At 72.6% G+C, this 21,932-nt stretch carries 20 protein-coding genes and 1 pseudogene; 12 read left to right on the top strand and 9 right to left on the bottom strand.

The features are described from left to right. Positions 1 to 277: 277 nt before the first annotated feature. The gene (locus ACQY0Z_RS28640) at positions 278 to 775 is read left to right on the top strand and encodes a hypothetical protein (protein ID WP_189900446.1); all 498 of its coding nucleotides are present in this window, start codon (positions 278 to 280) and stop codon (positions 773 to 775) included. A gap of 471 nt (positions 776 to 1,246) precedes the next feature. On the opposite strand, the pseudogene ACQY0Z_RS28645 reads toward ACQY0Z_RS28640, so the two are convergent. Then, positions 1,247 to 2,010 (bottom strand): annotated as a pseudogene (locus tag ACQY0Z_RS28645) (DUF4239 domain-containing protein). 46 nt (positions 2,011 to 2,056) lie between these two features. Next, on the bottom strand, positions 2,057 to 2,377 hold the full coding sequence (locus tag ACQY0Z_RS28650; protein ID WP_439813041.1) for a hypothetical protein: 321 nt from the start codon (positions 2,375 to 2,377) through the stop codon (positions 2,057 to 2,059). A gap of 484 nt (positions 2,378 to 2,861) precedes the next feature. Here ACQY0Z_RS28650 and ACQY0Z_RS28655 point away from each other — a divergent pair, with 484 nt between their 5' ends. The 5 genes from ACQY0Z_RS28655 (at position 2,862) to ACQY0Z_RS28675 (ending at position 8,438) form a co-directional block, all read left to right on the top strand. After that, positions 2,862 to 3,788, top strand: coding sequence for an SCO0930 family lipoprotein (locus ACQY0Z_RS28655; protein WP_189900512.1), 927 nt, complete (start codon positions 2,862 to 2,864; stop codon positions 3,786 to 3,788). A 280-nt stretch (positions 3,789 to 4,068) separates the two neighbouring features. Then, positions 4,069 to 4,881, top strand: coding sequence for an SAM-dependent methyltransferase (locus ACQY0Z_RS28660; protein WP_254587345.1), 813 nt, complete (start codon positions 4,069 to 4,071; stop codon positions 4,879 to 4,881). Continuing rightward, the gene (locus tag ACQY0Z_RS28665; RefSeq protein WP_439813042.1) at positions 4,878 to 7,019 is read left to right on the top strand and encodes a putative bifunctional diguanylate cyclase/phosphodiesterase; all 2,142 of its coding nucleotides are present in this window, start codon (positions 4,878 to 4,880) and stop codon (positions 7,017 to 7,019) included. Before ACQY0Z_RS28660 ends, ACQY0Z_RS28665 begins: the two co-directional genes overlap by 4 nt. Positions 7,020 to 7,029: 10 nt before the next feature. After that, positions 7,030 to 7,419, top strand: a complete 390-nt coding sequence (locus ACQY0Z_RS28670) for a nuclear transport factor 2 family protein (RefSeq protein WP_254587347.1) — start codon at positions 7,030 to 7,032, stop codon at positions 7,417 to 7,419. A gap of 71 nt (positions 7,420 to 7,490) precedes the next feature. Further along, positions 7,491 to 8,438, top strand: coding sequence for an asparaginase (locus ACQY0Z_RS28675; RefSeq protein WP_189900443.1), 948 nt, complete (start codon positions 7,491 to 7,493; stop codon positions 8,436 to 8,438). Positions 8,439 to 8,462: 24 nt separating this feature from the next. Here ACQY0Z_RS28675 and ACQY0Z_RS28680 read toward each other — a convergent pair whose 3' ends face one another. After that, the gene (locus ACQY0Z_RS28680) at positions 8,463 to 9,347 is read right to left on the bottom strand and encodes a LysR substrate-binding domain-containing protein (RefSeq protein ID WP_189900442.1); all 885 of its coding nucleotides are present in this window, start codon (positions 9,345 to 9,347) and stop codon (positions 8,463 to 8,465) included. A gap of 120 nt (positions 9,348 to 9,467) precedes the next feature. Between ACQY0Z_RS28680 and ACQY0Z_RS28685 the strand changes: the two genes are divergently transcribed. The 4 genes from ACQY0Z_RS28685 (at position 9,468) to ACQY0Z_RS28700 (ending at position 14,081) form a co-directional block, all read left to right on the top strand. Next, positions 9,468 to 10,139 (top strand): succinate dehydrogenase, encoded by a 672-nt coding sequence (locus tag ACQY0Z_RS28685; protein ID WP_189900440.1) that lies wholly within the window; start codon positions 9,468 to 9,470, stop codon positions 10,137 to 10,139. A gap of 2 nt (positions 10,140 to 10,141) precedes the next feature. After that, positions 10,142 to 12,091, top strand: coding sequence for a fumarate reductase/succinate dehydrogenase flavoprotein subunit (locus ACQY0Z_RS28690; RefSeq protein ID WP_254587348.1), 1,950 nt, complete (start codon positions 10,142 to 10,144; stop codon positions 12,089 to 12,091). After that, a complete protein-coding gene (locus ACQY0Z_RS28695) occupies positions 12,088 to 12,837 on the top strand; it encodes a succinate dehydrogenase/fumarate reductase iron-sulfur subunit (protein ID WP_189900436.1) in 750 nt (249 codons plus the stop codon). The genes ACQY0Z_RS28690 and ACQY0Z_RS28695 overlap by 4 nt, the downstream gene beginning before the upstream one ends. A gap of 209 nt (positions 12,838 to 13,046) precedes the next feature. Beyond that, positions 13,047 to 14,081 (top strand): DUF2382 domain-containing protein, encoded by a 1,035-nt coding sequence (locus ACQY0Z_RS28700; RefSeq protein ID WP_189900434.1) that lies wholly within the window; start codon positions 13,047 to 13,049, stop codon positions 14,079 to 14,081. A gap of 38 nt (positions 14,082 to 14,119) precedes the next feature. Here ACQY0Z_RS28700 and ACQY0Z_RS28705 read toward each other — a convergent pair whose 3' ends face one another. Further along, on the bottom strand, positions 14,120 to 15,139 hold the full coding sequence (locus tag ACQY0Z_RS28705) for an MsnO8 family LLM class oxidoreductase (protein ID WP_189900432.1): 1,020 nt from the start codon (positions 15,137 to 15,139) through the stop codon (positions 14,120 to 14,122). Between the two features lie 59 nt (positions 15,140 to 15,198). On the opposite strand from ACQY0Z_RS28705, the gene ACQY0Z_RS28710 reads away from it, so the two are divergent. Further along, complete coding sequence (locus tag ACQY0Z_RS28710) at positions 15,199 to 15,699, top strand: phosphatase domain-containing protein (protein WP_381725226.1); 501 nt, start codon at positions 15,199 to 15,201, stop codon at positions 15,697 to 15,699. 13 nt (positions 15,700 to 15,712) lie between these two features. Here ACQY0Z_RS28710 and ACQY0Z_RS28715 read toward each other — a convergent pair whose 3' ends face one another. Further along, positions 15,713 to 15,928, bottom strand: coding sequence for a dodecin (locus ACQY0Z_RS28715; RefSeq protein ID WP_019521348.1), 216 nt, complete (start codon positions 15,926 to 15,928; stop codon positions 15,713 to 15,715). A gap of 212 nt (positions 15,929 to 16,140) precedes the next feature. Between ACQY0Z_RS28715 and ACQY0Z_RS28720 the strand changes: the two genes are divergently transcribed. Then, positions 16,141 to 17,391, top strand: a complete 1,251-nt coding sequence (locus tag ACQY0Z_RS28720) for an extracellular solute-binding protein (protein WP_439813043.1) — start codon at positions 16,141 to 16,143, stop codon at positions 17,389 to 17,391. A gap of 30 nt (positions 17,392 to 17,421) precedes the next feature. Here ACQY0Z_RS28720 and egtD read toward each other — a convergent pair whose 3' ends face one another. The 4 genes from egtD to egtA are packed head-to-tail and all read right to left on the bottom strand — an operon-like array spanning position 17,422 to position 21,795. Next, positions 17,422 to 18,384: an L-histidine N(alpha)-methyltransferase gene (gene egtD / locus ACQY0Z_RS28725; RefSeq protein WP_347225217.1), complete on the bottom strand. Its 963-nt coding sequence runs from the start codon at positions 18,382 to 18,384 to the stop codon at positions 17,422 to 17,424. After that, entirely contained in the window at positions 18,381 to 19,136 is a 756-nt protein-coding gene (gene egtC, locus ACQY0Z_RS28730; RefSeq protein ID WP_439813044.1) for an ergothioneine biosynthesis protein EgtC, read from the bottom strand. Before egtC ends, egtD begins: the two co-directional genes overlap by 4 nt. After that, complete coding sequence (gene egtB, locus ACQY0Z_RS28735; protein ID WP_439813045.1) at positions 19,136 to 20,455, bottom strand: ergothioneine biosynthesis protein EgtB; 1,320 nt, start codon at positions 20,453 to 20,455, stop codon at positions 19,136 to 19,138. The genes egtC and egtB overlap by 1 nt, the downstream gene beginning before the upstream one ends. Then, on the bottom strand, positions 20,452 to 21,795 hold the full coding sequence (egtA, locus tag ACQY0Z_RS28740; protein ID WP_254587353.1) for an ergothioneine biosynthesis glutamate--cysteine ligase EgtA: 1,344 nt from the start codon (positions 21,793 to 21,795) through the stop codon (positions 20,452 to 20,454). The genes egtB and egtA overlap by 4 nt, the downstream gene beginning before the upstream one ends. Positions 21,796 to 21,932 lie beyond the last annotated feature (137 nt).

Consider the following 21,932-nt stretch of genomic DNA (forward strand, 5'->3'; position numbering starts at 1 on the left):
GCGGAGGGTGCGCCACCGGCGACGGGACGGCGGCGAACGGGTGGCCCCCGGGCGGGCGGCGTGCGCCATCCGAGGCGGTCCAGACGAAGATCTTCTGACGGTCCGTGACCTGCGGTGATGGCCCCGCCCGCACGGGAGGGGCGGGGGTGGCCCTCAACCGTACGGACCATTCCCGAAATGCGCGGCGGCGCAGGGCAACTGAGGGTCTTTCCGGGAGGCGCTTTCTCGCCGATCGGACCGGGGACGGGACCCGGGGCGTCTCCCGCGGAGGATCACCATGCGCAACACACGTGCCCTCGCGGCCGCCGGAGCGGCGGTCGCCGTCCTCGGGGTCGCCGCCCCGGCGGCCGTCGCCGACGGCGGACGGATCGCCAACCCGTCCAACATCACCGCCCAGCCCAGCGTCATCGCCCGGGGCGGCCAGCTCACCATCACCGTCGACGGCTGCCCCCACGGTGGCCACGCCACCTCGGAGGTCTTCGAGCGGACCAACCTGACGCCGATCAACAACCGCGACGACACGGCCAGGGGCACCGCCACCATCGACGAGAACGCCCGTCCCGGTTCCTACTCCATCACCGTCCACTGCTCCGGCCGCCCCCTGACCCGTCCGGCCGCCTTCACCGTCATCGGCGGTGTCCGCGGCGGCATCGGCGGCAGCAGCACCACCGGCGCGACCCCCACCGACATGGCCATCGGAGGATCGCTGGTGGCCGCCGCGGTCGTCGGCAGCGGCTTCTTCTGGATGCGCCGCCGCGCCGAGAAGCGGATCTGAGGCGCTGTTCCCCTCGGCCCACCGTTCTGCACGTGCCCGAAGTCCGCGCCCCGGACCCTGACGGTGTCCGGGGCGCGGTCGCGCGCGCGGGGCTCACATCCACCCGCGGCGGGTGGCCTCCGCGCTCCGCCGTGGCCCGGGTCCTGCGGATCAGCGTGTCGTACACCGCCTTGTCGCGCTCGTCCTCACGTCGTGCTGACGGTCGCCGGCTCACGCCGTGCTGACGGTGGCCGGCTCACGCCGTGCCGACGGTGGCCGGCGAGCCCGAGCAGCACCAGGACGTCACCGTCCGCCCCGGTCGGGAGGTGACGGTGCGCTTCACCGTCCGCGCCGGGCGGCGACGGGCGGCTACCCGGCGGGAAGCGGCGCGCTGACCGGGGAGTTCGGTGTTCGGCGATGAACACCGGTGAGGCCCCTGTGTGACGGCCGCCCCCGACCGCCGCGGTCGGGGGCGGCCGCCGCGCTTACTGCCTAGCTCTTGACCTCCGGGAACAGCCGCAGGAACGGCTCCGTCGTCGCGGCGAGGCCCCTGCTGTAGGGCGCGTCGAAGTCCCAGATGAGGAACAGCAGGAAGGCGATGAGCGCCGAGAACAGCCCGGCGAGGATCAGTTCGCGGCGGGTGCGCCGGATCTGCAGGGCGAAGATCATGCCGATGGTGACCACGGCGCTCGTGACCAGGCCGAACCACACCACGCCGGGATGGTCGCCCCGGTCGACTCCGCGCGGGCGCTGCGGGCCTGGTCGGCGGCGGCCACCTGGTCCACCAGCGGCTGGTAGGCCTGCGCCTCGAAGTCGGTGCGCGGCTCGTAGTCGGTCACGTCCCGGCGCAGCCGGTCGAGCAGTTCGTCGCCCTCGTCGGTCAGCCGGTCGTCGTCCGCCATGGTCTTCCACTCGCTGGTGACGACGTGTCCGACATAGGCGTTGACATCGTCACGGATCCGGTCGCGGATCTCGGCGGGGTAGACCCGTACCCGTTCGGAGACCTCGTGCAGGGCGACCGCCTCGGCGCGGACGTCGTCCTGGGCGGCGCTGTGGCCCTCCCAGACGCCGGCGATGGCGAGACCCAGCACGATGGCGTACACCACGCCGATCCACATCGTCATGTACTCGATGACGTCCGGTGTCTCGCTGGGGTCCTCGTCCTCGGCCGCCCTCCGGTGCCTGAGAAGCGTGATGATCACCACGACGGCGCAGGCGGCGAGCATGGCGAGGGTGAGAACAAGCCATTCCGGCAAGAGGTGCCTCCAGGAAGAGAGGGGCGATCGGTGGTGCGGGCGGTCGTCAGCGCGGGCGCAGGGCGGCCACGGCGACCACCGCCGGGGTGGTGATGAGCAGGACGAAGACGAGCGGCGACGTGATGCTCCGGGCGGGCCGCTTCACCTCGGTCGCGCGGTGGCGCGGGTAGGTGACGGTCCGCAGGGCCGGGCGGGGGCTCGGGGTCGCGGACGGCTCCGGGGACGGCGGTGGCGGTGGGGGCGGCGGTGCCGGACGGAGCGTCGGGCGCGGCCTGACCGTCGGCGTCGGCGGTGGAGGCGTCGGGGTGGGGCGCGCCTTGGGCGGCGTGACGGGCCGCACGGTGGGCGTGGGCGTGGGCGTGGGCATGGGCATGGGCGTGGGCTTCGGCCCCGGAGGGGCCGGCGTCGGCGAGGGCGGCGGTGGGGGAGGAGTTGGTGTGGGCGTCGGTGTCGGCGTGGGGGTGGGTGGCGGAGGCGGGGAGCAGGGCGGGACGTACCGGTCGATGTGGCCCGCGGCCGCCACCGCCTCCGTGCCGCCCGGGCCCGTCGAGGCGTACGCGCAGGCGTCCGCCGCAGCCTGGCCGGGCGCGCCGGCGAACGCCCAGAGCAGCGTGACCACGACCAACGCGCGCGCCGCGGTACGGGTTTGGGTCGGTACGAGTGCTTGCACGACGAAGATCATGAGTCGTCCGAAGCCGTGCCACGCACGAGAGCCAGGGGAATGCCACGAAGGAGTTAAGAAAAGAAAAACGGGCCGCCGTTGAACACAACCTGTGCCGCCGTGCGTACCCCTCGTCGAGCGGCGGCGCGGCGGAGCGCTGCGACACCTCTGCGAGCATCTGGAGTTGACGATGAAGACCTCCTGGCGGACCGCCTCACTGGTGGTGAGCGCCGCGGCGGTGCTGACCCTGACGACGGCGTGCGGTCAGGACACCCAGCCGCCCTCCAGCCAGAACGTGGGGATCACGGCGCCGGGCGACCTCGGCGGCATCGGCAGCGGCGCGCAGGCGGGCCAGACCTCCCCGGCCCCCAGCCAGCCGGCCAACACGGCGGGGCAGCTGAACGTGGCCACCGACGCCAAGCTCGGCAAGGTGGTGACCGACGAACTGGGCCTGACCCTCTACCGGTTCGACCAGGATTCCGCGAACCCGCCCAAGTCCAACTGCGACGGGGACTGCGCGAAGACCTGGCCGCCGGTGCCGGCGGACGACGCCTCGGCGGGCGAGGGCATCGACAAGGCGCTGCTCGGCGAGATCACCCGCGCCGACGGCACCAAGCAGCTCACCGTGGACGGCTGGCCGGCGTACCGGTACGTCAAGGACGTGAACGCCGGTGACGTCAAGGGCCAGGGCGTGGGCGGCAAGTGGTTCGCCTTCACCCCGGAGGGCAAGAAGGCGCAGTCCGCCGATCTGCCCGGGCTGTCGACCCGTGAGGACCCCGAGCTCGGCGAGATCGTGGTCGACGAGAAGGGCATGACGGTCTACCGCTTCATGAAGGACGAGGCGTGGCCGGAGCCCGTCTCGAACTGCACCGGCGACTGCGTGAAGAAGTGGCCGATCGTCTCGCCGGTCGACTTCGACGACACCAAGGGCATCCAGAAGAAGGGGTACATGACCTTCACCCGGCCCGACGGCGCCGAGCAGCAGACGATCAACTGCTGGCCCATCTACACCTTCGCCGGCGACAAGGCCCCCGGTGACACCAACGGTCAAGGCGTGGGCGGCACCTGGTACGCCGTGCGGCCCGACGGAAAGCCGGTCGGCGCGCCGGAGAAGTGACGACCTCCCCAGGGTGCCGACCCCGGCGCCGCCGGCCCCGAGTCCGCCCCTCCGCGAATCCGCGGAGGGGCGGACCGTTTTCCCCCGTTCCTCCCGCACGCCGGAACACTCCGGAGTGACGTGATCACGTCACGTAACGATCCTGTGCAGTCGCAAATCAGGCACGTGCCAGAGGCAGTGACCGGGAACGGATGGTCAATTTCCGTTTGGGGTCGCCCTGTTGGCGGGCGATCAGTAGCCTCTGCTCGAACACCGGATCGCCTACGCCTTGGAGAGATACATGGAGCGTCCCGCCTGGGCCCCGCGGAGCATCGACGTCACGGTGCCCAGTGTCTCCCGGATGTACGACTACTACCTGGGCGGTTCGCACAACTTCGAGGTCGACCGGGAAGCCGCCCGCAGGGCCATGGAGTTCATGCCGGGACTGCCCAAGGTCATGCAGGCCAACCGGGCGTTCATGCGGCGGGCGGTACGCTTCGCCGTCGCCGAGGGGGTCACCCAGTTCCTCGACATCGGCTCCGGGATCCCCACGTTCGGGAACGTGCACGAGGTGGCCCAGGCGGCCGACCCCGAGGCCCGGGTGATGTACGTGGACCACGACCCGGTGGCGGTCGCGCACAGCAAAGTGGTCCTGGAGGGCAACGACCGCGCGGACGTCCTCGCGGCCGACCTCCGCAAACCCCAGGAAATTCTCGGCAGTGACGAAGTCGGCCGTCTGATCGACCTGAATCGGCCGGTCGCGCTGCTTCTCGTTGCCATACTTCACTTCGTGGAAGAAGCGGACGACCCGTACGGGGCGGTGGCCGAACTGCGCGAGGCCCTGGCGCCCGGGAGCATGCTGGTGCTCACCCATGCGACGTACGAGGGGATCCCGTTGCCGCCGGAGCGGGCCGAGGGGGCGGTCGACGTGTACCGAGACATGCGCAACCCGCTGATCATGCGCACGCGCGACGAGATCGCGCGGTTCTTCGAGGGGTACGACATGGTGGAACCCGGACTGGTGCCGATGCCGCGATGGCGTCCCGACACGGTACCGGAGGACGAGGATCCCTACGCCTTCTCCGGTCTCGCGGGCGTGGGGCGTACGGCGTGAGCGCGGAGCCGGACGGGCCGGAGGGCAGACTGCGCCGGTTCGCGACGATCTGGAGCCGGGCCGTGTACCCGGTGACCTCGACCGCCGCCACCCGCCCCGAGTTCGAGGAGCGGCTGCTCCCGGTCGCCCGGCGGCTGAGCGAGGCCCTGCGCGCCCGGTCCTTCGACGCGGAGGCGGGCCGGGACGCCGGCGTGGCGCTCGTCGAGGCGCACTGCACGGACCCCGAGGCGCTGAGCCGCACCCTCGACTGCGTCGACGCCTACCTCGTCCTCTACTGCGGCGACGACGGCGACCGTGAGACCCTCAGGACGCGCAGCGCACGCCTGCAGCACGCCATGGCGGCCGGCTTCGCCCAGGCCCTGCGCGAGCGGACGCTGTCCGAGCAGGAGGCCATCGCCAAGGCCGCGCTGGAGGCGCAGGGCGTCGTCGCACAGGCCCTGCACGCCACGGAGACGCGGTTCCGCGCGGTCTTCGAAGGCGCGGCCATAGGAATCGGCATCGCCGACCTCGAGGGCAACGTCCTCCAGGTGAACGGCGCCCTCAGCCGCATGTTCGGCCTGACCGAGCAGGCCCTGCTGGGCCGCAACGTCCGGGACTGGACGCATCCCGACGACGCCCCGCAGACCTGGCGGCTCTACGAGGAGCTGGTGAACGGCGAGCGCGAGCACTACCACGTCGAGAAGGCCTTCTACCGCCCTGACGGAACGGTCCTGTGGACCAACCTGACCGTCTCCCTGCTGCGCGACGCCGACGGCGAAGCCCAGTACCAGCTGGCCCTCATGGAGGACACCACCGAGCGGAGGCTGCTCAACCTCCGGCTGCGCTACGAGGCCACGCACGACGCCCTCACCGGGCTGCCCAACCGCACCTTCTTCTTCGAGCGCCTGGAGAAGGCCCTCGCGGCCGGACCCGGCCAGCGGTTCGGGCTGTGCTACCTCGACCTGGACGGCTTCAAGACCGTCAACGACAGCCTCGGGCACGCGGCCGGCGACCGGCTGCTCGTCGAGGTCGCCGACCGGCTCCAGTCCTGCGCCACCGCGCCCGGCGAGATGGTGGCCCGGCTCGGCGGCGACGAATTCGTCGCCCTCACCACAGGCCCCGACACCCGCCGCACGGTCGACGAGCTGGCCGGCCGCATCATGAACGCCCTGCTCGCCCCGATCAGCATCGACGGCCGGGAGCTGACCGTCCGCGGCAGCATCGGCGTCGTCGAGGGCCCGGCCGGCGAGCGCAGCGCGGCGGAGGTGCTGCGCAGCGCCGACATCACGATGTACCGGGCCAAGGCGGCCGGCGGCAACCGCTTCGAGCTGGCCGACCCGGAGGCCGACGCCCGCGCCATCACCCGGCACGGCCTCACCACGGCGCTGCCCACCGCCCTGGACCGCGGCGAGTTCTTCATCGAGTACCAGCCCCTGGTGCACCTCGGCGACGGCAGCGTCCGCGGCGCGGAGGCGCTGGTGCGCTGGCTGCACCCGCAGCACGGCGTGCTGTCCCCGGACCGCTTCATCCCGCTCGCCGAGCACACCGGACTGATCGTGCCGCTCGGCCGCTGGGTGCTGGAGCAGTCGGTGCGTCAGGCCCGCGAGTGGCGCGACGCCAACGGCGGCGACGCGCTGGGCCCGCTGCGCATCAACGTGAACCTCTCGCCCTGCCAGCTCACCCACCCGGGCCTGGTGCAGGACACCGTCGAGATCCTGGAGCGCACCGGCGTCGCGCCCGACGCGCTGTGCCTGGAGGTCACCGAGTCCGCCCTCATCGGCGCCGACGACGACCTCCTCAAGCCGCTGCGCCGGCTCGCCGAGATGGGCGTCGACATCGCCCTCGACGACTTCGGCACCGGTTACTCCAACCTCGCCAACCTGCGCCGTCTCCCGGTGAGCGTCCTCAAGCTGGACCGCTCCTTCACGCAGAGCATGCAGCAGTTCCCGGCCGACCCGGTCGACCTCAAGATCGTCGAGGGGATCGTCTCGCTCGCCCACAGCCTCGACCTCGCGGTCACCGTGGAGGGCGTGGAGACCGGGGCGCAGGCCGAGCAGCTGCGCATCCTCGGCTGCGACACGGCCCAGGGCTGGTACTACGCCCGCCCGGGCCCGCCGGAGCGGCTGCACGAGCTGGCGCTGGTGGACGCGACGGGATGAGGTGCGCACCGTGACGGACGAGGAGACGGAGGCGGTCCGGGCGGCGATCGAGGGGGAGCTGCGGCTGATGGACCCGGCCGTGCGGGCCTCCCGCGCCGGGACGACGCGCCTGCTGGATCCCGAGTTCGTCGAAGTGGGCGCGTCCGGGCGGCGTTATACGTACGAGGTGATGGTCGCGGAGCTGGCGGACCACCCGGGCAGCGCGGAGGGTGGCTCGGTGTACGAGCCGTCCGACTTCCGGGGCGTGCTGCTGGCGCCCGGGGTCGTGCACCTGACGTACGAGACCTGCTTCGAGGGGCGGCGTGCGCGGCGGAGTTCTCTGTGGCGCGAGCGGGAGGACGGGGCCGGGTGGAGGTTGTACTACCACCAGGGCACGCCGGTGCCGCCTGAGGTGATCTAGCCTGTGCGGGATCGTTCGGGCTGGGCGCGCCGTTCCCCGCGCCCCTGAGGGTGTGTTGGGAGAAAGGCCGTATGTACAGCGTGGTGGCCGAGGTCCGGCGCGGTGAGTTCCTGGAGTCCGTGCATCACGGGGCCGTTCTGGCGACCGGGCCCGACGGGGCCGAGAAGGTGCGGGTCGGGGACGTCGACGCCCCGATGTACCCGCGTTCGTCCAACAAGCCCCTCCAGGCGCTCGGCATGCTGCGCGCCGGGCTCGACCTGGACGGCCGGCTCCTCGCGCTGAGCTGCGCCAGCCACTCCGGCGAGGACATCCATGTGGAGGGCGTACGGGAGATCCTCGCGTCGGCCGGGCTCACGACGGACGCCTTGCGGTGCACGCCGGGTCTGCCGATCGGCGAGGCAGCGCTGCGCGCCCATCTGGCCGGCGGCGGCGAACCGGCCCCGCTGACGATGAACTGCTCCGGCAAGCACGCCGCGATGCTCGCGACCTGCGTCGCAGGCGGCTGGGACACGGCCACCTATCTCGACCCGGAACACCCGCTCCAGGTGCGGCTGCGCGAGACGGTGGAGGAGCTCGCGGGGGAGAAGGTCACGGCCACGGGCGTCGACGGGTGCGGCGCGCCGCTGTTCGCGATCAGCCTGAGCGGCCTCGCGCGCGCCTTCGGGCGTCTGGCCTCCGCGCCCGAGGGGACTCTCGAACACCGCGTCGTGAAGGCGATGAGCACACACCCCGAGTACGTCGGCGGCACCGGACGGGACGTGACCCGGCTGATGCGGGCCCTGCCGGGCGCCGTGGCCAAGGACGGCGCCGAGGGCGTCTACGCGCTCGGTCTGCCGGACGGCTCGGCGGTCGCGCTGAAGATCGCCGACGGCTCCCAGCGCGCCCGGCCCGTGGTGATGGTCGCCGCGCTGCGCCGCCTCGGCGTCGACGTGGACGCCGACGACACCCTCCGCGACCTCGCCACCGCGCCGGTCCTGGGCCACGGCAAGCGGGTCGGCTCGGTCCGCGCCACCCTCTGACACCGGGGGCCGCGCGGGCGGCGCTCACCGCTCCAGCAGCATCCCCTGCAGCTCCCGCGCCGCCCGGGGCGGCGCCACGTCGCTGCGGTGGGCCAGCGCGATCGCGCGGTGCAGGCCGGGGCGGGCCAGCGGGGTGACCCGCAGACCGTGACCGGAGCGGGCTGCCACCATCCGCGGCACCACCGCCACGCCCAGGCCCGCCCGCACGAACCCCAGCACCGCGTCCATCTCCCCGCCCTCCACCGCGAACTCCGGCTCGAACCCCTCCGCCCGGCACGCGGCCACGGTCAGCTCCCGCAGGTCGTAGCCGTGCCGGAACATCACCAGACGCTCGCCCTCCAGATCGGCGATGCGCACCGCGCGCCGCCCCCGGCCGGGACGCGGGGCGTCCGGCGAGGACACCACCACGAGGTCCTCCCGCAGCAGCTCCACCGTGGTCAGCGCGGGGGAGGGCGTCGGCAGCGGCAGCACCACCAGGGCCAGGTCCAGCGCACCGCGCGCCAGCTCGCGCACCAGGTCGTGCGAACCGCCCTCCTCGATCAGCAGCCGTACGCCCGGATAGCGGTCGTGGAAGGCGCGCAGCACGTCCGGCAGCAGGCCCGTGCACAGGCTCGGGGTCGCGCCGAGCCGCACCCGGCCGCTGCGCAGCTGCGCCACCTCCTGCACCTCGTGCCGCGCGGTGTCCGCGTCCGCCAGGATCCGCCGGGCCAGCGGCAGCAGCGCCTCGCCCGCGTCGGTCAGCGTGATGTTGCCGCGCGCCCGCCGGAACAGATCCGCGCCCAACTCCCGCTCCAGCGCCTTGATCTGCTGCGACAGGGACGGCTGGGCGACGTGGACCAGCTCGGCGGCGCGCGTGAAGTGCCGCGTCTCGGCCACCGCGACGAAGTACTGGAGCTGCTGGAACTGCATCCAGCCATGATAGACGTCCCCTATCGAATCCAGCCGTACCATGTCTTGGACCGATGGGGCCCTCCGGCCCTAGCGTCTGGTGACATGGCTCTGGCAACGCGGACGGACCGACGGCCGTCCATGGCACGCACCGTGTGGGACTCGACCGTCGGCAAGAAGACAGTGATGGCGGTCAGCGGCCTGATCATGCTGCTGTACCTGGTCGTCCACATGCTCGGCAATCTGAAGATCTTCTTCGGGGCCGGGGAGTTCAACCACTACGCCCACTGGCTGCGCACGATCGGCGAACCGTTCATGCACTACGAGTGGACGCTGTGGGCCGTCCGCGTGGTGCTGGTCCTCGCCGTGGTCGCGCACGCCGTCTCCGCGTACCAGCTCAGCCGCCGCGACATCAAGGCGCGCCCGGCCAAGTACGTGCACAAGAAGGCCCGGGCGAGCTACGCCACGCGCACCATGCGCTGGGGCGGGATCATCCTCGCCCTGTTCATCGTCTGGCACATCCTCGACCTGACCACCGGCACCGTCCACTCCGGCGGCTTCGAGTCCGGCAAGCCCTACCAGAACGTCGTGGACACCTTCTCCACCTGGTACGGCAACACCATCTACATCGTCGCGATGCTGGCCGTCGGCCTGCACATCCGGCACGGCTTCTGGAGCGCCGCCCAGACCCTCGGCGCCGGCAGCCGCACCCGCGACCGCGCCCTGAAGACCACCGCCAACGCCCTTGCGCTGCTGCTCACGGCCGGCTTCCTCGCCGTCCCCGTGGGCGTCATGACCGGAGTGGTGAGCTGACCATGACCTCGTACACCGACTACTCGACCGGCGCCCCGGTCGCCGACACCAAGGCCCCGTCCGGACCGATCCACGAGCGCTGGGACACGCGCCGCTTCGAGGCCAAGCTGGTCAACCCCGCCAACCGGCGCAAGCACACCGTCATCGTCGTCGGCACCGGCCTCGCGGGCGGCTCCGCCGGCGCCACGCTCGCCGAACAGGGCTACCACGTCGTCCAGTTCTGCTACCAGGACTCCCCGCGCCGCGCCCACTCCATCGCCGCGCAGGGCGGCATCAACGCCGCGAAGAACTACCGCAACGACGGCGACTCCATCCACCGGCTCTTCTACGACACCGTCAAGGGCGGCGACTTCCGCGCCCGCGAGTCCAACGTGCACCGCCTGGCGCAGATCTCCGTCGAGATCATCGACCAGTGCGTCGCGCAGGGCGTGCCCTTCGCCCGCGAGTACGGAGGCCTGCTCGACACCCGCTCCTTCGGCGGCGTCCAGGTCTCCCGCACCTTCTACGCCCGCGGCCAGACGGGCCAGCAGCTCCTCCTCGGCGCCTACCAGGCGCTCAGCCGGCAGATCGCCGCCGGCAACGTGGAGATGCACCCGCGCACCGAGATGCTCGACCTGATCGTCATCGACGGCCGGGCCCGCGGCATCGTCGCCCGCGACCTGATCACCGGGAAGATCTCCACGTACTTCGCGGACGCCGTCGTCCTCGCGTCCGGCGGCTACGGCAACGTCTTCTACCTGTCGACGAACGCCATGAACTCCAACGCCACCGCGATCTGGCGCGCGCACCGGCGCGGGGCGTACTTCGCCAACCCCTGCTTCACCCAGATCCACCCCACGTGCATCCCGCGCACCGGCGACCACCAGTCGAAGCTGACGCTGATGAGCGAGTCGCTGCGCAACGACGGCCGCATCTGGGTGCCCAAGGCCAAGGGCGACACCCGGCCGCCCGCGCAGATCCCCGAGGACGAGCGCGACTACTACCTGGAGCGCATCTACCCGTCCTTCGGCAACCTGGTGCCCCGTGACATCGCCTCCCGCGCCGCGAAGAACGTCTGCGACGAGGGCAGGGGCGTCGGTCCCGGCGGCCAGGGCGTCTACCTCGACTTCGCCGACGCCATCAGGCGCATGGGCCGCAAGGCCGTCGAGGCCAAGTACGGCAACCTCTTCGACATGTACCAGCGGATCACCGACGAGGATCCGTACGAGGTGCCGATGCGCATCTACCCCGCCGTGCACTACACGATGGGCGGCCTGTGGGTCGACTACGACCTCCAGACCACCATCCCCGGCCTGTTCGCGATCGGCGAGGCCAACTTCTCCGACCACGGCGCCAACCGGCTCGGCGCGTCCGCGCTGATGCAGGGCCTCGCCGACGGCTACTTCGTGCTGCCGGCGACCCTCAACGACTACCTCGGCCGCAACCCCAAGCTCGGCGAGGTGACCGACGGCCACCCCGCCGTGCGGGAGGCACTGACGGAGACCGAGCAGCGCATCGAGCGGCTGCTGTCCGTGGACGGCGACCGCACCCCGGACTCCTTCCACCGCGAGATCGGCGAGCTGATGTGGGAGTTCTGCGGCATGGCCCGCACCGACTCCGGCCTCCGCAAGGCCCTGGAGCGCATCCCGCAGATCCGCGAGGAGTTCTGGCGGCGCCTCAAGGTGCCCGGCACCGGCGAGGAGTTCAACCAGTCGCTGGAGAAGGCCAACCGCGTCGTCGACTACCTGGAGCTCGCCGAGCTGATGTGCCTCGACGCGCTGCACCGCACCGAGTCCTGCGGCGGCCACTTCCGCGAGGAGTCCCAGACGCCGGACGGCGAGGCCGCCCGCAAGGACGACGAGTTCTCCTACGCGGCCGCCTGGGAGTTCACCGGGACCGGCGAGGCCCCGGTCCTGCACAAGGAAGACCTGGTCTTCGAGTACGTCCACCCCACCCAGCGGAGCTACGCATGAAGCTCACCCTGCGCGTCTGGCGCCAGAAGAACGCCGACGCCGACGGCGCCATGTCCACGTACGAGGTGGACGACGTCTCCCCGGACATGTCCTTCCTGGAGATGCTCGACACCCTCAACGAGGAGCTCATCCTCAAGGGCGAGGACCCGGTCGCCTTCGACCACGACTGCCGCGAGGGCATCTGCGGCGCCTGCTCACTCGTCATCAACGGCGACGCCCACGGGCCCGAGCGCACCACCACCTGCCAACTGCACATGCGGTCCTTCAAGGACGGCGACACCATCGACATCGAGCCGTGGCGGGCCGCGGCCTTCCCGGTGATCAAGGACCTGGTGGTCGACCGCTCCGCCTTCGACCGCATCATCCAGGCCGGCGGCTACATCACGGCCCCCACCGGCGCCGCCCCCGAGGCGCACGCCACCCCGGTGCCCAAGCCGGACGCGGACTTCGCCTTCGAGCACGCCGAGTGCATCGGCTGCGGCGCCTGCGTGGCGGCCTGCCCCAACGGCGCGGCGATGCTGTTCACCTCCGCCAAGATCAACCACCTGAACGTGCTGCCGCAGGGCGCCCCCGAGCGGGAGACCCGGGTGCTGGACATGGTGGCGCAGATGGACGAGGAGGGCTTCGGCGGCTGCACCCTCGCCGGCGAGTGTGCCACCGCCTGCCCCAAGGGCATCCCGCTGACCTCCATCACGGGCATGAACAAGGAGTGGCTGCGGGCCGCCCGCAAGGCGGGCAAGCGGTAGCCGCCCCCACAGACGTTCGCCGTACGGTGCGGACGGGCGGGGCCGGGAGAAGGTGCTCCTTCCGGCCCCGTCTCGCGTTCCCGGACACCCCTCTGTCAGCCTCCTGTCGCACTGTGGAAAATAAAGTGCGATTAATTACTTTCGTCCTGTTTTTTACCTCCTGATCAGGAGAACCGGAGAGGAGTGACCTGAGAGGAGGGTGATGACAGATGATCACCCGCGAAGAGATCTCGATCCTGCTGGATCACCCCGTGTACGACGGGGACGGCAACAAGATCGGCGACGCGAAGCACGTCTTCCTCGACGACGCGAGTGGACGCCCCGAGTGGGTGACCGTCAAGACCGGGATGTTCGGCTCCAGCGAGTCGTTCGTACCCATCCGTGACGCCTCCATGGTCCAGGACCATCTCGAGGTGCCCTACCCCAAGGACAAGGTGAAGGGCGCGCCCAGCGTGGACATCGACGCGGGCGGCCACCTGTCGGTGGACGAGGAGCACCGGCTCTACGAGTACTACGGCATCAACTGGGACAACGTCCTCAGTGACCCCAAGGACAGCGACGGCACCACGGGCAAGGCCGGGACCGCCGGCGCCGCGGGAGCGGCCGGAGCTGCCGGCGCCGCGGGCACGGCGACCGGACGCCGCGGCGACACGTCCGGCACGTCGGGCACCTCCGGTGCGGCCGGCATGACGGGCACGCAGGGCGGCATGTCCTCCACGGCGGGCGCCAAGGGCACCAGCGCCGAACGGTCCGGCGCGGCCGGCGCCATGTCCCACCGCGGCGAGGCCGGAACGCGCGGCACGGGCGACGCGATGACGCGCTCCGAGGAGCGCATGCACGTCGGCGTCGAACGCCACGCGAGCGGCCGGGCACGCCTGCGGAAGTACGTGGTCACCGAGGAGGTCCAGCAGACCGTCCCGGTCCGTCACGAGGAAGTACGCGTGGAGCGCGAGCCGATCACGGACGCCAACCGCGAAGAGGCCATGTCCGGGCCGTCCTTCAAGGAGGACCAGCACGAGGTCACGCTGCACGAGGAGCGCCCGGTGGTCACCACCGAGGCCGTGCCGGTCGAGCGCGTCCGGATGACCACCGAGGAGAAGGTCACGAACGAGACCGTGCGCGGCCGGGTGCGCAAGGAGCGCATCGAGGCCGAGACGGAGATGACCGACGAGTCCGGCCGCAAGGACCGCGGGGACACCCCCGGCCGCGGCCGTGACATCCCGGGCCGGGGCCGCGAGCGGTAGGCCCCCGTCCTCGCTCTCCCCGCGAAGCGCCGGTGTGCTCACCGGCGCTTCGCGCTGCCGTCGAGCCCCGCGAGCGCGGCGAGCCGCCGGTAGGAGTCCAGCAGTGCGTCACGGTCGTAGGTGCTGGTGGTGACGAGGACCTCCTGGGCGCCGGTGTCCTTCAGCACCGCCTCCAGCTCCCGCTCGACCTCCTCCTCGGTGCCGGCGAGCTGTCCGGCCAGCCCCGCCTCGTAGAAGCCGCGCTCCTTGGCGGTCATGGCGACGGACTCGACGCGCTCGGCCGGCGGCAGCGGCGGAAAGGTGCCGTGGGTGCGGGAGTACGCCATCGACCAGGCCTCCGGGACCAGCAGCCGCCGGGCCCGCTCGGGCGTGTCCGCCACCGCCACCGTCCCCGAGATCACCACGTACGGCTCGTCCGCCCACGCGGAGGGGCGGAACCGCTCGCGGTAGCGGTCGACGCCGCGCCGCATCCGGTCGCGGTCGCGCAGGTCCCCGATGACCATCGGCAGCCCGGCGCGGGCGGCGATGTCCGCGCCCTCGCCCATCGCCAGCACGAACGGCGGCACGGTCAGCCCCTCGGACGGCCGGGCGTGCACCCCGGTGGGTGAGGTGCCCGCGAACCAGCCGAGCAGCTCGTCGAGCTGGACCGCGAAGTCCTGCGCGTCGTCCTTGTCGCGCCCGAGCGCCTTGCGCACCCCGTCGGTGAACCCCACGGAGCGTCCCAGGCCCATGTCGATCCGGTCCGGGAACAGCGAGGCCAGCACCCCGAACTGCTCGGCCACGACCAGCGGTCGGTGGTTGGGCAGCATGACCCCGCCGGTGCCGACGCGGATCGTGCGGGTCGCCCCCGCGACGGCGGCCGCCAGCACGGTCGGAGCCGACCCTGCCACCCCGGGCACCCCGTGGTGCTCGGCCACCCAGAACCGGTGGTACCCGAGCCGCTCCGCCTCCCGCGCGAGATCCACCGTGTCCCGCAGAGCCTCGGGCGCGGTGTGCCCCTCACGCACCCGTGAGCGGTCGAGGACGGAGAAGCGGGTCGCGGCGATCACGGAACTCATACCGGGTTCAACACGGGGGAGCCGCCAGGATTCCTGGAGTGCCCCTCTAGGGTGGGGGCGTGACCCACCGCACCGACCGCGCGCAGCGTCCGCTGGCCGTGTTCGACCTCGACAACACCCTCGCCTCCACCGCGCACCGCCAGCACTTCCTGGAGCGCAGGCCCCGCGACTGGGAGGGCTTCTTCGCCGCCGCGCCCGAGGACCCGCCGCTCGCCGAGGGGATCGCGCTGGTGCGGGAGAGCGCCGGGACGTGCGACATCGTCTACCTCACCGGCCGCCCCGAGCGCTGCCGCCGCGACACCCAGGACTGGCTGGCCGCGCAGGGGCTGCCCGAGGGGGAGCTGCACATGCGCGGCAACGCCGACCGGCGGCCCGCCCGGATCACCAAACTGGCCGTGCTGCGCCGCCTGGCCCGCACCGGGGAGGTGCGGATGCTGGTCGACGACGACGAGCTGGTCTGCGAGGACGCCCGCCGGGCCGGGTTCACCGTCGTCCACGCGCGCTGGGCGACCCCCTCGGACGAGCTGAAGGACGCGCAGGAGCGCGAGGGCCGCACCTGAGCGGTCGTACGGCTCAGTCCGTCTCCTCGAGCCGGAAGCCCACCTTCAGGCCCACCTGGTAGTGCGCGACGCGCCCCTCCTCGATCTGCCCGCGCACCTGCGTCACCTCGAACCAGTCCAGATTGCGCAGCGTCTGCGAGGCCCGCTCGATGCCGTTGCGGACGGCCGCGTCCACGCCGTCGGGCGAGGTGCCGACGATCTCGGTGACCCGGTAGGTGTGGTTCGACATGCTCTGCTCCTCTCACGGCGGCTGGCCCGCCAGTGGCACACGTCACTCCACCGTGCCCCACCCCGTGTCCTGGCGCGAGGCGTCGGCCCCGTTCGCCTGACGCCCTTGACCCGGGCATTGGTCCATACCAAGATGCTGGGCACCCGTCCGAGCTCCGGCTCGCCCCCCACGCCGGGCCCGCCCCTGTCCGCCAGACAGAAACAGGACCCCACGTGAGACGCCGCCTGCTCGCCCTCGTCTGTGTGTCCGCCTCCCTGCTCACCGGCTGCGGGGTGATGTCCGACAGCGCGGCGGAGCGGCGCACCGTCACCGTCTGGCTGATGCAGCACAGCGCCTCGCAGGACTTCCTCGACCGCTTCACGGAGGAGTTCGAGCGCGAGCACGAGACGCTCGACCTCGACATCCGCATCCAGGAGTGGACGGGCGTCGGCGAGAAGGTCCAGCGGGCGCTGCGCGGCGACGACCCGGACGGTCCGGACGTCATCGAGGTCGGCAACACCCAGGTGTCCGCGTACGCCGAGAGCGACGGCCTGCTCGACCTCACCCTGGAGTCCATGCGCGACTGGGGCCGCGACGACTGGCTGCCCGGCCTCGCCGAACCCGGCCGCTGGGGCTCACAGCAGTACGGCATCCCCTGGTACGCCGCCAACCGCGTCGTCGTCTACCGCAAGGACCTGTTCCGCGCGGCCGGCGTCACCCCGCCGAAGACCCGCGACGAGTGGCTGGAGACCACCGAACGGCTCGACACCGGCGACACCCAGGGCATCTACCTCGCCGGACAGGACTGGTACACCCTCGCCGGGTTCATCTGGGAGGAGGGCGGCGAACTCGCCACCGAAGGCAGCGGCGTCTGGAAGGGCGCCCTCGACAGCGAGGCGGCCCTGCGCGGCATGGACTTCTACCGCCGGCTGCAGAAGCTCGGCGACGGCCCCGTCGACGCCGACGAGGAACACCCGCCCCAGGCGGGCGTGTTCGCCGAGGGGAACGTCGCCCAGATCGTCGCCGTCACCGGACTGGTCCGCGCCATCGTCCAGCAGAACCCCGCACTCGAGGACACGATCGGCTACTTCCCGGTCCCCGGCAAGGAACCCGGCCGCCCCGGCGCCGTCTTCACCGGCGGCTCCGACCTCGTCGTCCCGGCCGCCACCGACGTCGAGGACGCCGCCGTCGAGGTCGTGGCCGCCCTCACCGGCGCCCGCTGGAACACCGACCTCGCCCGCACCATGAACTACGTCCCCAACAAGGCGGACCTCGCCGACTCGGTCGCGGGGGAGGAGGGCCTGGAGGCCATGGCGGCCGGCGCCGCACGTGGCCGGGCGACCCCGGCCACGCCCCGGTGGAGCGTGGTCGAGGCCGACAACCCGATCAAGGAGTACATGACGAAGGTGCTCACCGGCGCCGACCCCGAGAAGGAGGCCGAGCGCGCCTCGCGGCGCATCACGGAGACCCTCGCCTTCGAGTGAGTCCGCAGGGTGAGGCCCACCCGGCCATCCTCAGCGGGCCACGCTCAGCGACAGCGCGAACCGCCCTTCTCCGTCCGTCCACCACCGGGTCAAGTCGAGCCCCGCGGCCGACAGTTCCGCACGCACTCCCTCCTGCCGGAACTTCGCCGACACCTCGGTGCGCAGCTCCTCGCCCTCCGCGAAGTCCACGACCAGTTCCAGCGCCGGGATCTTCACGGACTGCGCGGTGCGCGAGCGCAGCCGCATCTCGATCCACTCGTGCTCCGCGTCCCACACCGCCACATGGTCGAAGGCGTCCGGGTCGAAGTCGGCGCCCAGTTCCCGGTTGACGACGTTCAGCACGTTCTTGTTGAACGCGGCCGTCACCCCGGCCGCGTCGTCGTACGCCCGGACCAGTGTCTTCTCGTCCTTCACCAGGTCCGTGCCGAGCAGCAGCGCGTCGCCCGGGGCGAGCAGGGCGCGCACCTTGGAGAGGAACGCGGACCGTTCGTCCGGCAGCAGATTGCCGATGGTGCCGCCGAGGAACGCCACCAGGCGCGGCCCCGGCGTCTCCGGCAGGGTCAGCTCGGCGGTGAAGTCCGCGACCAGCGCGTGCACGTCGAGCCCCGGCCGCTCGGCGGCCAGCGTCTGCCCCGCCCTGGTCAGCGCGGACTCGCTGACGTCGACCGGGACGTACGTCCGCAGCTCGTCGAGGGCGGCGATCAGATGCCGTGTCTTCTCCGAGGAGCCCGAGCCCAGTTCGACCAGGGTGCGGGCGCCGGACACGGCGGCGATCTCGTCGGCGCGTTCGAGCAGGATCTCCCGCTCGGCGCGCGTGGGGTAGTACTCGGGCAGCGTGGTGATCTCCTCGAACAGCTCGCTGCCCCGGGCGTCGTAGAACCATTTCGGCGGCAGCGTCTTGGGGCTGCCGGTCAGTCCCGCGCGGACGTCGGCGCGCAGCGCGGCGCCGGCGGCGTCCTCGGGGAGGGTACGGGTCAGGCGGAACGGACTCACGTGAGGGGCTCCTTGAGCGGGGTGAGCAGCACGTCGGTGCGGCTCGCGGCGAGCAGGGTGCGGTCGGGCACCTCCTGCCAGTGCGGGTCGTCGTCGTAGGGCTCGGAGGCGACCACGGTTCCCCCGCCGGGCCGGGCGAGGTACCACAGGGTGTCCCCCCACGCGGTCGCGGTGATCGTGGCGCCGTCGGCGAGCAGCAGGTTCAGCCGGGCCTCCGGCGCCGCCGCCGCGACCTCGGCGACCGTGTCGGCCAGCGCCTGCCCCATCGCGTCGCCGGTCCGCAGCCGGGCCAGCACCAGCGCCCACACGAACGCCGAGTCGTTGCGGGCCTCCAGCGACAGCAGATTCTCGGCCGGCAGGGTGGCCGCCAGCGGCGCGAGCGAGCCGGGCCAGCCCGGCACCGCGCCGTTGTGGCTGAACAGCCACGCCCCGGACGCGAAGGGGGCCGCGGCCGCCTCCGCGTCGGCGCCCGACAGCGTCGCGTCCCGCACGGCGGCGAGCAGCGCCTCCGTGCGCACCACCCGCGCCAGGTCCGCGAACGACAGGTCCGCCCAGATCGGCCCGGCCCGCCGGTAGCGGGCCGGCACCGGGTCGCCGTCGGCGTACCAGCCCACGCCGAAGCCGTCCGCGTTGACCGTGCCGTGCCGCTGCCGGCGGGGCGCCCACGACTGCCGGTACAGCCCGTGCTCCGGCCCCACCAGCAGCGTGCCCAGCGGCTCCGCCGGGCCCACGTACGCCAGGTGACGGCACATCAGGCGTCCCCCGCCGAGCGGGCGGTGCGGAACCCGGAGAAGATCTGCCGCCGTATCGGGTGGTCCCAGTTGCGGAACGTGCCCCGGCAGGCCACCGCGTCCACGGCGAACGAACCGCCGCGCAGCACCTTGTACTCCGGCCCGAAGAACACCTCCGAGTACTCCCGGTACGGGAACGCCCGGAAGCCCGGGTACGGCAGGAAGTCGGACGCCGTCCACTCCCACACGTCCCCGATCAACTGCCGTACGCCCAGCGGCGACGCGCCCGCCGGATAGCTGCCGGCCGGGGCCGGGCGCAGATGGCGCTGGCCGAGGTTGGCGTGCCCGGGCGTCGGGTCGGCGTCGCCCCACGGGTAGCGCCGCGAGCGGCCCGTGGCCGGGTCGTGCCGGGCGGCCTTCTCCCACTCGGTCTCGGTGGGCAGCCGGCGCCCCGCCCAGCGGGCGTACGCGTCCGCCTCGTACCAGCACACGTGCAGCACCGGCTCGTCCGGCGGCACCGGTTCCGTGACGCCGAAGCGGCGCCGCAGCCACTGACCGCCCTCCCGGCGCCAGTACAGCGGCGCGGTGAGGCGGGCCCGGCGCACGTGCGCCCAGCCCTCGGACGTCCACCAGCGCGGCTCCTCGTAGCCGCCGTCCTCGACGAACGCCTGGTAGGCCCCGTTGGTGACGGGCGTGGCGTCGATCCAGAACGGCGCCACCTCCCGCTGGTGCGCGGGCCGTTCGTTGTCCAGGGCCCACGGCTCGGCCGAGGTGCCCATGGTGAACGGACCGCCCGGCACCAGGATCTCCGCCGGTCCCGTGTACGGCGTCACCGGCTCCGGGTCGGGCGCGGTGAGCGCGGCCGGGCCCTTGCGGAGCTGGTGGGTGATCAGCATGGTCTCGTCGTGCTGCTGCTCGTGCTGGGCGATCATCCCGAAGGCGAACCCGGCCTCGGTCAGCCGGGTGCCGTCGAACGCCGTGCGCTCCAGCACGTCCAGGGCACGTCCGCGCACGTCGGCCGCGTACCGGCGGGCCTCCTGGGGCGACAGCAGGGGCAGCTTGGGGCGTTCGGCGCGTGGGTGCTCGAAGGCGTCGTAGAGGCTGTCGATCTCGGGGCGGATCGCCTCGTGCCCGGCCACCGCGCGCAGCAGCCACTGTTCCTCCTGGTTGCCGATGTGCGCCAGGTCCCACACCAGCGGCGACATCAGCGGCGAGTGCTGCGCGGTCAGGTCGGGTTCCTCCACACAGCTGGTCAGCAGCGTGGTGCGGTCCCGCGCGACGACCAGCGAGGCGACCGCGCGCTCACGCAGGGTTTCGGCGTCGAGGGCGGGGTCGGTCATGAGGGGGTGTCCTTCCCGTACGGGTGGGGGGTGAGCAGGGGCGCGCCGGATCCGTCCGGGCGCCCGTCGTGGGCCGCGCGCCACGCGTCGAGCAGGTCGTCGGCGGGGCAGCGGCCCCGGGCGACGTAGCGGTCCCGGAACGCAGCGACCCGGTCGACCAGGGCGGTCGCGGCCCCGAGCCGGGGCAGGGCGGCCAGCGCCGCCGCGAAGCAGACGGCCGCCGCCTCCCGCAGCTCCGGGTCGGCCAGCCCGTCACGGGCCGCGTCGCTCCACAGCGGGTTCCGCGGGGCGGCCAGCCCGCCCGTCCGCTCGGCGAGCGGTTTCACCGTGCGGTACACGGTCTCGGCGGCCTCCGGGTCGTCGAACAGCGCCGCCGTCACCGCCAGCGGCACGGTCCATCCGTCCTCGCCGGGCTGCGCGTCCATCATCCGCAGCTCCAGATGGCCGCGCGGCCTGACCGGCGGGAACAGCGTAGTGACGTGGTAGTCCAGGTCGTCGTGGGTGGGCGCGCGCGGCGCCCGGCGGCGCGTCCAGTGCCGGAACGACAGGTCCTCCGGCACCTCCCACGGCCCGTCGTCGTCCCGGCGCACGCACATCACGGGCGCGTCCAGCACATGCCGGGCCCAGGCGGTGCGCGGGTCGGCGTCCAGCGCGGGCGCTCCGGCCCGTCCGGCGCCGATCTGCGCCCAGCGCAGCTGCCGTGTGGAGAGCCAGCCGGTGGGCCGGCCCGCGGAGACGGGGGAGTTGGCGAAGACCGCCACCAGGACGGCGCCCAGCAGATGCGCCATCCACCAGCGGCGCACATGCCCGAGCGGGCCGGGTTCCTCGTACCCGGCGTCCACGCACACCTGCACCGAGGCGGAGGTGCACATCATGAAGCGGCCGGCCGCGCCGGTGCGGTCGAGGGCTGCCTCCATCGCGTCGTAGCGCGGCTGCCGGAGGTACCGCCGGGGAATCTGCCAGGGGTCGTGGCCCATGCCGGCCAGGGTGAGCCCGTCCCGGCCCAGGACGGCGCGTACGGCGTCCAGGTCGGCGGAGACGGTGGTCAGGCACTCGGTGAGGGACGCGGCGGGCGGCGAGCTGAGCTCCAGCTGGCCGCCGGGCTCGACGGTGAGCGCCGACCGCAGGGGCACCCCGCGCAGGGCGGCGTAGGCCGCTTCGAGTCGTTCACGGGAGACGGGGAGCCGCGGGTCGCGCGACTCGTGGACCAGCCATTCGACCTCCACACCGATACGGCGGGGCGGTCCGGTCTTGAAGCAGATGCCCCGTATCAGGGCCTCCGCCTCGGCTTCGGTGACGGCCGTGCGGGAGGGCGCACAGCCGCTCGACGGATCTGACATGCGGGAATCCTCCTGAGACACCACCATGTCGCCGGCCCGCTGCCTGGTCGGTCCGGGCCGGCACCAACGCGTCCACCCAAAACCCTCGGACCGCCGCGCACAAGGGCGCCCGGCGGGGCGTAAGAGGTCGGTCACCT

The organism is Streptomyces sp. P9-2, assembly GCF_051903975.1.
Lineage (GTDB): Bacteria > Actinomycetota > Actinomycetes > Streptomycetales > Streptomycetaceae > Streptomyces > Streptomyces cellulosae.